At 65.1% G+C, this 13,264-nt stretch carries 5 protein-coding genes and 1 CRISPR repeat array (1 of these 6 cut by a window edge); of the genes, 4 read left to right on the top strand and 1 reads right to left on the bottom strand.

Annotated elements, in window-relative coordinates:
- The first annotated feature begins 92 nt into the window (after window positions 1–92).
- The 4 genes from AC1PPK_RS02725 to AC1PPK_RS02710 all read left to right on the top strand — a co-directional run bounded on the left by AC1PPK_RS02725 (window position 93) and on the right by AC1PPK_RS02710 (window position 8,522).
- The gene (locus tag AC1PPK_RS02725; protein WP_481116316.1) at window positions 93–2,621 is read left to right on the top strand and encodes a circularly permuted type 2 ATP-grasp protein; all 2,529 of its coding nucleotides are present in this window, start codon (window positions 93–95) and stop codon (window positions 2,619–2,621) included.
- Between the two features lie 7 nt (window positions 2,622–2,628).
- Window positions 2,629–3,546, top strand: a complete 918-nt coding sequence (locus tag AC1PPK_RS02720; RefSeq protein WP_481116315.1) for a transglutaminase family protein — start codon at window positions 2,629–2,631, stop codon at window positions 3,544–3,546.
- Between the two features lie 86 nt (window positions 3,547–3,632).
- Complete coding sequence (locus tag AC1PPK_RS02715) at window positions 3,633–4,658, top strand: diguanylate cyclase domain-containing protein (RefSeq protein WP_481116314.1); 1,026 nt, start codon at window positions 3,633–3,635, stop codon at window positions 4,656–4,658.
- A 69-nt stretch (window positions 4,659–4,727) separates the two neighbouring features.
- The gene (locus tag AC1PPK_RS02710) at window positions 4,728–8,522 is read left to right on the top strand and encodes an ATP-binding protein (RefSeq protein ID WP_481116313.1); all 3,795 of its coding nucleotides are present in this window, start codon (window positions 4,728–4,730) and stop codon (window positions 8,520–8,522) included.
- Between the two features lie 20 nt (window positions 8,523–8,542).
- On the opposite strand, the gene AC1PPK_RS02705 is transcribed toward AC1PPK_RS02710, so the two are convergent.
- Window positions 8,543–8,809, bottom strand: coding sequence for a hypothetical protein (locus AC1PPK_RS02705; RefSeq protein WP_481116312.1), 267 nt, complete (start codon window positions 8,807–8,809; stop codon window positions 8,543–8,545).
- Window positions 8,810–9,247: 438 nt separating this feature from the next.
- Window positions 9,248–13,264: direct repeats of the CRISPR family, unit length 28 nt; unit sequence TTTCTGAGCTGCCTATTCGGCAGTGAAG (it continues 3,886 nt past the right edge of the window).

Raw genomic sequence — 13,264 nt, 5'->3', positions numbered from 1 at the left:
CCCACGGTGGCCCCTGCCCGCTTTACCAAAATCAACAACTTCCGTGCCGTCCGTAGCACGGAGGTCCGGTCGGTGTGTGCTAGTTTCGCAAGATGTCCAGCTCCATCCTTGCCCATTACCCCTATCGACCCGACAGCTACGACGAGCTGTTCGGTGAAGATGGCGTGCGCCCGCACTGGCAGGAATTCCTCGATCACATCGACGAATCCAGTGCCGACACCCTGAAGCTGCGGGCTGCCCAGCTCTCCCGCGGCATCCAGCAGAACGGTGTCACCTACAACGTCTATGCCGACCCTCGCGGCACCGACCGTCCGTGGTCGGTGGATCTGCTGCCGCTGATCCTGCCCGCCGACGAGTGGCGCGGCATCTCGGCGGCGATCACGCAGCGGGCGCGCCTGCTCAACGCGCTGCTCGGCGACCTCTACGGCGCCCAGACGACCTTGTCCGAGGGCCTGCTGCCGCCGGAGCTGGTGTATGGCCACAAGGGCTTCCTGTGGCCGTGCTCCGGCCTCAAACCGCCCGGTGGCGCCTACCTGCACCTCTATGCTGCCGATCTGGCCCGCTCGCCGGATGGCCGCTGGTGGGTCATCGCCGACCGTACCCAGAGCCCGTCCGGCGCCGGCTACGCGCTGGAGAACCGCCAGCTGGTGTCGCGGGCCTTCCCTGACCTGTTCCGCGACATGCAGGTGCGCAGCCTGTCGGGCTTCTTCCGTGGCCTGCAGCGCAGTCTGGCGAACCAGGCACCGACCGACGGCGAGCCGCCGCTGACGGTGCTACTCACGCCGGGGCCGTTCAACGAAACCTATTTCGAGCACGTCTACCTGGCCCGCAACATGGGTTTCCCGCTGGTCGAGGGGCAGGATCTGACAGTGCGCAACGATACGGTCTTCCTGAAGACCGTGTCCGGTCTCAAGCGCGTGCATGCGATCCTGCGCCGCCTCGACGACGATTTCTGCGATCCGGTGGAATTACGTGCCGACTCGGCCCTCGGCGTGCCCGGCCTGCTCGGTGCGGTGCGCGCCGGCCGTGTGCTGGTGGCCAACGCGCTGGGTAGCGGCCTGCTCGAATCGGCGGCGCTGCCGGGCTTCCTGCCGGGCATCTGCCGCCACCTGCTCGGTGAGGAGATTGCCATGCCGTCGGTGGCCACCTGGTGGTGCGGCGAGGGGCCGGCCCGCAAGGAGGTGCTGGAGAACCTGCGCAGCCTGGTCATCAAGCAGACCTTTCCAGGCGGCGGCAACGAGGTCATCTTCGGCGACCAGCTCGCCGAGGACCAGTTCGACGAGGTCACCCGGCGCATCGAGGCCGAACCCTCGGCCTTCGTCGCCCAGGAACTGGTCAAGCTGTCCCGTGCGCCGGCCTGGGGCGGCGGCCAGCGCCGCAAGCTGCTGACCCGTTCGATGGGCCTGCGGGTCTACGCGGCGATCACGCCGGAAGGCTACAACGTGCTGCCCGGCGGGCTGGCGCGCGTCGCCGGGGTGGACAACACGCGCATCCTGACCATGCAGAAGGGCGGCAGCAGCAAGGACACCTGGGTGTTGTCCGACGGCCCGGTGGCCAGCTTCAGCCTGCTCAACAACAACATCCGCGTCGGCGATCTGATCAAGGAAACCGGCACCCTGTCGTCGCGTCTGGCCGAGAACCTGTTCTGGTGCGGCCGCTATGGTGAACGCTGCGATGCCGTCGCACGTCTGGCCCGCCTGGCCTTGTCGCGGCTCTCGGAGGGGCGGCGCTCGGAGCGTGCCGGCGCCCTGACGATGATGCTTGAACTGGCAGCGGGGGCCGGCCTGATCGAATCCCGAGTGGGTAACCTGCCGATCGCCAAGGCCGAGCTGGATCTGTTCCGCGCAGTGCTCGATCGCCGCTCCGACAGCGGCCTGGCAGCCAACCTGCAACGTCTCATGTGGTGTGCCACGCAGGCCCGCGAGCACTTGTCCCTCGACCACTGGCACGCCCTCAAGCGCCTGTCCTCTGAGCTGGAGGCCGCCCGCGCGACGGTCACCGATGTATCGGCGCTGCTCGAATTCCTCGATGGCGCGCTGACCACCTTCGTGTCCCTGTCCGGCTTCGCGATGGACAACATGACCCGAGACACCGGCTGGCGCCTGCACATCGTCGGCCGCCGCGTCGAGCGCCTGGACTACCTGGCCCGCACGCTGGCGCGCTTCCTGCGCGCCTATGGCGACATCAACGGTCCGTTGCAGCGGGAGCTGGCGGTGGAGGCCTTGCTGGAATTGTGCGATTCGATCATCACCTACCGTACCCGCTACCGCGCCCAGCCCGAGCTGTTGCCGGCGCTGCACATGCTGACGACGGACGACGGCAACCCCCATGCGCTGGCCTTCCAGGTGCGCATGGCCAGCAATTACCTGGCCCGTTTCGAAGCCGACGAGAAGGTCGACCTTGGCGTGGCCGAGCTGGAGGCCAGTTTCGCGGCAATCCGCGCCTTCCCGTGGGGGCGCCTGGAGGCAGTCTGTCCGGCCCTCGAGCGGGTCGATGCCAGCCAGCAGCTGGCCGGGCTCTTCGACCGTCTCGGCAGCGCCGGCCGCACCTTGTCCGACCGCCTGGCGATGCGCTTCTTCAGCCACGTCGGCCAGACCGGCCAGGCCACCTTTGCCGCCTGAAGGCCCCATGACTCGTTCCGCCGCCTACACCATCCTCCACGAAACCGAGTACGCCCCCTGCGGCGTGCCGGTGTCGTTGGCCCAGCACCTGCTGCACCTGATTCCCCGCGAGTTGCCGTGGCAGAGCCGCGAATCCGGGCGCATCGTTGTCGAACCGGACCTGGCCCACCTGACCGAGGGCGAGGACGCCTTCGGCAACCCGGTCGCCTGGCTGTCCCTCGACACGCCCCACGACGGTCTGCTGGTGCGCGCCGAAAGCCATGTCACGGTGATGAGCCGGGAATTGCCGGACCCAGAGGATTCGCCGCCATGGGAGACGGTGCGCGACAGCCTGCGCTACCACCCGGAGCCGCGCGATGCGGACTCCCTCGACGCGCTGCGTTACCTGTACGCCTCGCCGCGGGTTCCGTGCAGCGCCGCGCTGGCGGCCTTTGCCGGCGAAGCCTTCAAGCCGGGGGTGCCCGTGCTCGCCGGCGCGCAGGCGCTGATGGCGCTGATCTTCGAGACCTTTACCTTCGATGCCAAAGCCACCGAGGTGAACACCCCGGTCCATGAGGTGTTGCAGCGCAAGCGCGGCGTCTGCCAGGATTTCGCCCACCTGATGATCGCCGCGCTGCGGTCCGCCGGTTTGCCGGCCCGTTACATGTCCGGCTATCTGCTCACCGATCCGCCGCCGGGCAAGCCGCGCCTGATCGGCGCCGACGCCTCCCATGCCTGGGTGGCGGTGTGGTGCCCGCACAACGGCTGGGTCGAATACGACCCGACCAACGGCATCCAGCCCGACCTGCGCCACGTAACCCTCGGCTGGGGGCGCGATTTCCAGGACGTGTCGCCGCTGCGCGGCGTGATCCTCGGCGGCCTGGCCCAGGCGCCGGAAGTTCGCGTCACCGTGATGCCGGACGCCGAGCAGGGCGAACCTGTCTAGTGTCTGTGCCCGCCTGCCGCAGAGGACGACACATCGGATATTCCTGACTGTCGGCAGGTCCCGCTTCCGCTACGATATGTCTGACGATGAGCCAGACGAGAACCTTGGTCGTGGATGGACTGAACCCGGAACCCGCTGATCCCGCGCAACGCCTGCTGGTCGTCGATGACGACCCGAGCATGGTTCGCCTCCTGAGCCGCCTGCTGACCGGAATGGCGCGCATCCATTTCGCCACCAGCGGCGAGGACGCGCTGCTGCAGATCTGCCAGAACCCGCCGGACCTGGTGCTGCTGGATGCCGAGATGCCCGGTCTGGGCGGCTACGAGACCTGCCGCCGGATCAAGGCCGACCCGGCGCTGGCCCATGTGCCGGTGATCTTCGTCACCGCTCACACCGACACCGCGTCGGAGACCCATGCCCTCACGATCGGTGCGGTGGATTTCATCCCCAAGCCGCTCAACCCGCCGGTGGTCCAGGCACGGGTCCGCACCCATCTGGCCCTCAAGCGCCAGAGCGACGAACTGCGCCGCCTGACCGCCACCGACGCGCTGACCGGCATCGCCAACCGGCGCGCCTTCGACGACGGTCTGCAACTGGAATGGCGGCGCGCGCTGCGCAGCCATGCGCCGCTGTCGCTGCTGATGGTGGACGTGGATTACTTCAAGCGCTTCAACGACACTTACGGGCATCCGGCCGGCGATGCCTGCCTGCGTGCGGTGGCCCGCGTGCTGGCGGGCATCGCCCGGCGGGCCGGCGACCTGGTGGCGCGCTACGGCGGTGAGGAGTTCGCGCTGTTCCTGCCGGCCACCAATGCCTCCGACGCCTTCCGCCTCGGCGAGAGCCTCTGCCAGAGCGTGGCGGCGCTGGCAATCCCGCATGCCGCGTCGGCCGTCGCTGCGCACGTCACCGTCAGTGTCGGGGTCGCCACGCTGGTCCTGCCCTGCGACGGTGTGGAGCCGTCCCGCCGCCTGGCCGCGCCGGAGGCGCTGCTGGCCCTGGCCGACGAAGCCCTGTACGCCGCCAAGGCCGCGGGTCGGGCGCGGGTCGTCAACCGGGTCGGGACCGTCGGGCCCGGCTACGATGAGGATTCCCTGATCGAATCGGGTGACTGATCCAGGCTATGCTGAGATCATGGCGCGACGGGTTGTCGGCCATGCCTCGCCCTTAATGTTCGGAGCTCCATGCCAGCCTGGCTCTATTCCTTCCGCGTCCGTCTGACGCTGCTGTTCGGTGGCTTGTCGCTGGCCGTCGCGCTGGGGCACAGCCTCTATCTGGAGCAGATCACGACGGCGGCACTGACCCGGGAACGGGGTGCTGCGCTGCGCGATCTGGCCCATGCGATCGCGGTCCAGCTGGATGGCAACATCCAGGAGCGGGCGCGGGAAATCACCCTGTTGGCCCAGTCGCCTGCGATGACCCGCGGCAGCCTGCAGGCGGGCGACCTGCGCGGCGTGCTGGAGCGCATGAAGCACTCCCACCCGCAGTACGCGTGGATCGGCGTCGCCAGCCCCGATGGCGTCGTGCTCAATTCCGCGGATGGGGTGCTGGCCGGTGCAGACGTGCAGAAGCGCCCGTGGTTCATCGAGGGCCAGAAGCGGGCCTACATCGGCGACATCCACGAAGCCTTGCTGCTGGCCAAGCACCTGCCGCAGCAGCGCTCCGGCGAGCCCCTGCGCTTCATCGACTTCGCCGCGCCGATCTATGACGAGCGGGGCGAGTGGCGTGGCATTCTGGCCAGCCATTCCCACTGGAGCTGGGTCGAACACATCATTGCCACGGCCCTGCCGGCGGAGGCCGTAAACGATCGGGTCGAGGTGTATGTCCTCAGCCGCAGCAACGCCGTGCTGTACCCCTACCAGGCGGTCGGTGCCGGCGAGGTGCCGCTGGAGCTGCCCAGGGACGTGGGCTATACCCAGGTGGCGTGGGGCGGGGAGGGGCGTTTCTTCACCGCTGCCGCCTTGCTGCCGAGCCCCGTGGCGTCATCCCTCGGCTGGAAGATCGTGGTGCGAGAGCCGGTGGACAAGGCTTTGGCGCCGGTTGCCGCCTTGCGCCAGGCCCAGTGGCTGCTGGCCGTTCTGACAACGCTGGGCCTGGGGGGCGTCGTCTTCCTGTTCGCCCGCCGCCTGAGCCAGCCCCTGGAGCAACTGGCCGATTCTGCCCGGCGCGTTCAGCAGGGCGAGGAGGAATTGCTGCCCGAAGTGCGTTCGCGCACCACGGAGGTCCGCCACCTGGCCGATGCGGTACAGGCGATGACCCGTAGCCTGCTGACCCGGCGGGAGGCGCTCCGTGAGGCTGCGGCAGGCCTGGAGACGCGGGTCTCCGAACGGACCCGGGAGCTGGAGGACGCGCGTAACCGTTTCCGCAACTTCATCCGGTGCGCCCCGATCGCCATCGGTCTGATCGAGGACCAGCGCATCACCATGCGCAACGAGCAGTTCATGCGCCTGTTCGGCTACACCGAGAGGCAGGTGCGCAGCCTCGACGACTGGTGGCGCCAGGCGGTGCCCGATCCCGATTACCAGGCCTGGGCGCGGGCGAGGTGGGCGGCGGCCGTGCAGCAGGGCCTCGCCGAGCAGCGCGCCACCACGCCGCTGGAGATCCGCGTGCGTTGCCTGGATGGTAGCGAGCGCGACGTGGAAGTGTCGGGCGTGTCGCTGGATGGCGTCTTCCTGGCAACCTTCGTCGACGTGAGCGACCTCAAGCACGTCCAGAAGGATCTGGAAGCAGCCAATGCCGAGTTGCGCGTGCGCGGCCTGGAGAGCGAGGAGGCCAATCGCAGCCTGGAGCGGCAGACCAGCCTGCTGCGGGGCGTGATCGAGAGCCTGCCCTTCGGTCTGGTGGTGTACGACGAACAGCGCAATCTGGTCCTGCAGAACCGCTTGTTCGCGTCGCTGCTGGTCTATCCGCCGGCTCTGTGCGGGCGTGCCGGCGTGCGCTTCGACGATTTCGTGCGGTTCAACGTGGCCCGCGGCGACCACGGGGAGGCGGATGGGGAGCAGGTGCTGGCGGGCTTCGTGAAGGCCATGGAGGGTGCGCAGCCGGTGGTCTTCGAGCGGACCCAGTTCAACGGCGTGTCGCTGAAAATCGAGGGGACGCCGCTGCCCAACGGGTGGACGCTGCTGACCTATACCGACATCAGCGAGCACCGGGAAGCCGAGCGGGGCCTGCAGGAGGCGCGGCAGCAGGCCGAAAGCGCCAACAGGGCGAAGAGCGACTTCCTCGCCAACATGAGCCACGAGATCCGTACCCCTCTCAACGCCATCGTCGGCACGGTGCAGGTGCTGGCCCGGGGGCGGCTCGACGCCGAGCAGCGCCATCTGGTGAGCACTGTCCAGACCGCCAGCCGCGGCCTGGTAGCAGTGATCAACGACATCCTGGATTTCTCCAAGATCGAGGCCGGCCATTTCGAACTGGCGCCGGAGCCCTTCGTGCTGGCCAATGTAATGAGCCACGTGGTGGACGTGTTCACCGCCTCGGCGACTGGCAAGCGGCTGACCCTGCGTCTGGCGCCGCTGCCGGCCGATGTGCATGCGCTGGTCGGCGACGCCCAGCGCCTGTCACAGATCCTGCACAACCTGGCCGGCAACGCGATCAAGTTCACGGCCGTCGGCGAGGTCGTGCTGGCGGTTGGCGTCATCAGCCGGGACGCCGGGCATGTCCGCCTGCGCTTCACGGTGCGCGATACAGGCATCGGCATTCCCGCCGACAAGATTGCGCGCCTGTTCGACGCCTTTGTGCAGGCCGATGCGTCCACCAGCCGGCAGTTTGGCGGCACCGGCCTGGGGCTGGCGATCTGCCGCCAGCTGGTGGGGTTGATGGGCGGCCAGATCGGGGTGCACAGCCAGCCGGGGGAGGGCAGCGAGTTCTGGTTCGAGCTCCCCTTCGACATCGCCGAAATGGCCGACGTGCTGGAAGAGCCCGGCCCGAGCGGCCCGGCCCATGCGCGGCTGGGCGGCCTGCGCGTGCTGGTGGTGGACGACAGCACGGTGAACCAGGACGTGGCCCGCCGCCTGCTGGAGTTCGAGGGCGCTACGGTGGAGGTGATGGACAACGGCGAGGCCGCCGTCGCCCTGCTGGGCGTCGAGCCGGCCGCCTTCGATCTGGTCCTGATGGACGTGCAGATGCCCGTCATGGACGGCTTGGAGGCGACGCGGCGGATCCGTAGCGATCTCGGCCTCACCGAGCTGCCGGTCATCGCGCTGACCGCCGGCGTGTTGCCCAGCCAGCGCGAGCGCGCCTTTGCAGCCGGGATGTCGGGTTTCCTGACCAAGCCTTTCGAGCTGGACGCGATGGTCGCGGCGATCCTGCGCCACGTGGGCGACAAGGTCCGCCGGGAGCGACCGGCCCCGGCCGCCATCGCCGCGCCGCCGGCTGCGCTGGTGCCAGGTGACGCCTTCCCGGTCATTCCCGGTATCGACGACGTGGAGGCCAGAGGCCGCTTCCTCGACGATCGCGACTTGTTCCTGTGGGCCTTGCGCGGCCTGCGCGATGAGTTTTCCGACGTGGTCGCCCGGCTGCGCGCCGATCTGGCCCACGGCGACCGGGAGGCGGCGGCCCAGCGGGCGCACAAGCTGAAGGGCCTGGCCGGCAACATGGCGGCCAAGGCGGTGTCCGGACTGGCCGGGCAGCTGGAATCCCTCTTCAGAGCAGCGTCCCCTGCCGACCCGGCACCCCTGCTCGACGCATTGGAGAGCGAGATGGCCCGGCTGCAGGCGGATCTGGCGCCGCTGCTGGATGCCCCGGCGGAGGTCGTCGGCGAGGCGGAGAAGCGGCGCCCCGCCGGGCTGGATCGCGACGCACTGCAGGCCCTGCTCACCGCCCTGGCTGAGCAGGATGTGGATGCGCTGCGGATCTTCGATGACCTCCGCTCCGCCCTCGCCACGCGCGTCGGCGCCGACGAAGTCGATGCGCTGGGCCAGCTCATCGACAGCCTGCGCTTTGCCGAGGCGGCAGCGCGGCTGCGCGCCCACGCCTGAGGCCAGGCGAGGCTCGCGTCCTATGCCCCGTGGTTCCGTGCCCGTAGCGCCTCGGACAGCCCCCGCATCTCCTCGGCGATCATGAAACAGGCCCACAGGTAATTGTCCTGCAGGGTGGGATTCAGGCGGCGGAAGGCGTCGCCCGAGTCGCCGAAGGTCCGCGCAAGCAGCGCCTGGAGCTGCATCTGCCGGGCGGAGAGCTGGTCGATGAGGGCCATGGCGCCAACATCGTCGTTGAGCAGATAGAGCGGATCGGTTGTGGCGGGGAAACGCATCGGGGTGCTCATGTGGCACTCCTTCCGCGGATGGCCGGACGAGGTGCTGCCAGGACAGCAATGGCAGGTTGGCAGGCGCAAAGAGACGTGGCTTGGACAACTCGGTCCGGTGTGAAGTAGTGCATGGTGGTGGCTCCTATGTCAGCGGTCTGCATCTCCGCGACCCACTTTCCACGGTGGGCGGCGGAACCGTGCGGGGGTGGAAATACCGGGACATAGGAACCGGCCAGCCTCGCGGCTGCCCCGCACGGACCGCCATTGAACAGGCGTAGCCATGCGCCGAAATGAGAAGACCGCGCATGGCGCGGCCTGATCGTATCGGCCTATGTCGTTCCGGGTTTCCACACCCGGTCACCGTTGTTTGGGTGACGGGTGCAGTATCGGCTCGGGCGGAGGCGGGGGTCAAGGTCTTCGATTGTCATCCGTGTGGGATTGTCCGGCACCGGATATTTTCTGAGCTGTCTATTCGGCAGTGAAGTCTTTGGCATCGCGACAATTGCTTTGCCGGTGTTTCTGAGCTGCCTATTCGGCAGTGAAGAACGACGCCACATACTCGCCCGGCCCTGGGCTTTTCTGAGCTGCCTATTCGGCAGTGAAGTCTCTGGGTGAGGAGGCGGCGCCGGAGCGTTGTTTCTGAGCTGCCTATTCGGCAGTGAAGTCGGTCAGCGTGAGCACGGTCACCATCGGTGATTTCTGAGCTGCCTATTCGGCAGTGAAGCGCTTCCGGCAGGCAGGCGACCGCCGCAGACTTTTTTGAGCTGCCTATTCGGCAGTGAAGCATTTTGCCCAGCAGCAACAGCCTCTTGTGAATTTCTGAGCTGCCTATTCGGCAGTGAAGTCCTTACCGGTGCCACCCAACGCTTTGTACCATTTCTGAGCTGCCTATTCGGCAGTGAAGGCTCCGGGGATGGGGGGATTGTATTTGACGATTTTCTGAGCTGCCTATTCGGCAGTGAAGGTCATGCGCTGGTGCAGATTGCGCGCCACCTTTTTCTGAGCTGCCTATTCGGCAGTGAAGCGGGTCTTTCCAGATGACGACCTCAGCGTGATTTTCTGAGCTGCCTATTCGGCAGTGAAGGATTCGGCGTTCCTGCAGCCGGCGGAGCAGCTTTTCTGAGCTGCCTATTCGGCAGTGAAGGCACCCTTCCCGAGATTGCACGGCTCGCAGGCTTTCTGAGCTGCCTATTCGGCAGTGAAGGGCGAAATCATTTCCCACGTCTGCGCCTCCACTTTCTGAGCTGCCTATTCGGCAGTGAAGCCGACGACACAGACAAGGCCCACGCCGCCCCCTTTCTGAGCTGCCTATTCGGCAGTGAAGAAGAGCGTCACCACTGCTGTGGACGCTTACCTTTTCTGAGCTGCCTATTCGGCAGTGAAGACCTCCGCGAGACACAGGCATACGGCCGGTTATTTCTGAGCTGCCTATTCGGCAGTGAAGCGTCAGAGGCAATCGCGATCTGAATCGGCAGCTTTCTGAGCTGCCTATTCGGCAGTGAAGGGAGGTATTCCCCCGAAGGGGCCGGCGTGGCGTTTTCTGAGCTGCCTATTCGGCAGTGAAGCATAACGGGTCATACGTCACCCGCACGCGCACTTTCTGAGCTGCCTATTCGGCAGTGAAGCTCTGCTGCCAGCCGTTCTGCGGTGGATTGGGTTTCTGAGCTGCCTATTCGGCAGTGAAGGGCCGAGGCGCGGGTGATGAGCACCAGATGGGTTTCTGAGCTGCCTATTCGGCAGTGAAGATCACAAGGCAGCGCGGTTGCCCAGACTTGCGTTTCTGAGCTGCCTATTCGGCAGTGAAGAGCACCCGATCACGTATCCGCCGACCCACCTCTTTCTGAGCTGCCTATTCGGCAGTGAAGTAGTGGCCAGATCGGCAGAATCCAAGGCCTTGTTTCTGAGCTGCCTATTCGGCAGTGAAGCGATCGGGGCCGCGGCGCATCGGCCCGCTCCTTTTTCTGAGCTGCCTATTCGGCAGTGAAGCATTTGCTCAAGCCGACAGCAAGCGGGATTTCTTTCTGAGCTGCCTATTCGGCAGTGAAGTCGGCTATTCGTCTAGCAGAAGTAAAGCAAATATTTCTGAGCTGCCTATTCGGCAGTGAAGCCGGCCATCGATCTGCATGACGGTGCGGAGCTTTTCTGAGCTGCCTATTCGGCAGTGAAGTTGCCGCGAAAAAGATGACCGAGACCGCTGACTTTCTGAGCTGCCTATTCGGCAGTGAAGTACAGAGCCCGGCTCGATCATCGTGTGATCTATTTCTGAGCTGCCTATTCGGCAGTGAAGGCCTACGGCAATCGTGATGCGCAGGCCCGCCTTTTCTGAGCTGCCTATTCGGCAGTGAAGCCGTCCGCGCTCAGATGGGCTTCGGGTCTGCTTTTCTGAGCTGCCTATTCGGCAGTGAAGGGGATAACCGTCGTGCAGCATGCCGTCGAGAATTTCTGAGCTGCCTATTCGGCAGTGAAGGGACGCTATCGTCACCCATGCGTATCCGGGATTTTCTGAGCTGCCTATTCGGCAGTGAAGGCCCGCGCAACGGAAAGCGCTGCCCAGTCTTTTTTCTGAGCTGCCTATTCGGCAGTGAAGGTACTCGACAGCGCAGACCGGTGTGACCCCGATTTCTGAGCTGCCTATTCGGCAGTGAAGGAGACAAGACGAAGGCTGTTCCCTCGCTGCTTTTTCTGAGCTGCCTATTCGGCAGTGAAGCGGAGCGGGAAATCATCAGCGCCTTCGCAGAATTTCTGAGCTGCCTATTCGGCAGTGAAGCCAGCACGGCACCAACACCTTTCTCGAGCAGCTTTCTGAGCTGCCTATTCGGCAGTGAAGACGGCTGGCAATCTGGAACAGCCGCTCGCGTGTTTTCTGAGCTGCCTATTCGGCAGTGAAGTTTTCGAGGTGTGCCCCCGCGGCGCGACGCAGTTTCTGAGCTGCCTATTCGGCAGTGAAGTTAGGCGGTGGATGCGGCGGTTGGCCGAATCCTTTCTGAGCTGCCTATTCGGCAGTGAAGATCCTGGCGTGCAGCTGCCTACGTGGATCGTCTTTCTGAGCTGCCTATTCGGCAGTGAAGGGTTGGCCTGCGGGCCTACATCCCCGGCAGCCATTTCTGAGCTGCCTATTCGGCAGTGAAGCAGGAGTTCTCCGAGGACACGGTGCGGGCGCTTTTCTGAGCTGCCTATTCGGCAGTGAAGCCGCGCGACCCGAGCGATCTTGGGCTGTGCGTTTTCTGAGCTGCCTATTCGGCAGTGAAGGGCAATGCCAGGTGCAGTGTCCGTACGGTCCCTTTCTGAGCTGCCTATTCGGCAGTGAAGATCAGCCTTGTTAGACAGGCCCATAGCTTGATATTTCTGAGCTGCCTATTCGGCAGTGAAGACAGCACACCAGCCCACTCGGGGCCGGCGTTGATTTCTGAGCTGCCTATTCGGCAGTGAAGGCCGGGTAGTCATGGGTGACGGCGCGCGTGAATTTCTGAGCTGCCTATTCGGCAGTGAAGGGGATACTGATTCCGCCACGGGACTGGCCGTATTTCTGAGCTGCCTATTCGGCAGTGAAGTCTCGAGGCCCGAATGTATGAGGCCGCCGAAGTTTCTGAGCTGCCTATTCGGCAGTGAAGGACCTTCCGTTTGCGGGATACCGGCTGCTCGTTTTCTGAGCTGCCTATTCGGCAGTGAAGCATGCGGGCTACCCCGCTGGCCGCGGCGTACATTTCTGAGCTGCCTATTCGGCAGTGAAGACGATGAAATACAACTTGTTATTCGTAATGCCGTTTCTGAGCTGCCTATTCGGCAGTGAAGTTGGCTGCGACCATGCTGTTGCGGGTCTGCGTTTTCTGAGCTGCCTATTCGGCAGTGAAGACATAACGGAGCTCACCGATCCGGCAACACCATTTCTGAGCTGCCTATTCGGCAGTGAAGCAAGTCGGCGACGCACTCCGACATTGCCGGATTTTCTGAGCTGCCTATTCGGCAGTGAAGACGACGACGGGGCAGCTCAACGAGATGGCGAATTTCTGAGCTGCCTATTCGGCAGTGAAGGGCGCTACCTGCCCGGAGTGCCTCGCGGAGAATTTCTGAGCTGCCTATTCGGCAGTGAAGACGACAGCGCCTGTCTTCGCGGCATCGATGTCTTTCTGAGCTGCCTATTCGGCAGTGAAGAAGCGCTCCGTGGACATGGTCGTGATCTTGCTTTTCTGAGCTGCCTATTCGGCAGTGAAGACGATTTAGCGCCTTGATATTGATCGCGCCGATTTCTGAGCTGCCTATTCGGCAGTGAAGACGACGGCCGCTGCCGCAGCCGGAATGGATGTTTTCTGAGCTGCCTATTCGGCAGTGAAGGAACTGAGCGGTATGCGTCGGAGATGCGTGCGTTTCTGAGCTGCCTATTCGGCAGTGAAGTCTCCAGCTTATTGATCTCGCCAGCAGGAACATTTCTGAGCTGCCTATTCGGCAGTGAAGCCTCGCCGACCGCCGCGGCCT

This window comes from Zoogloea sp. JDB1 (genome assembly GCF_056724025.1).
Note: the sequence above shows the minus strand (reverse complement) of the source record. Positions and strands in the feature narration are given on the sequence as shown.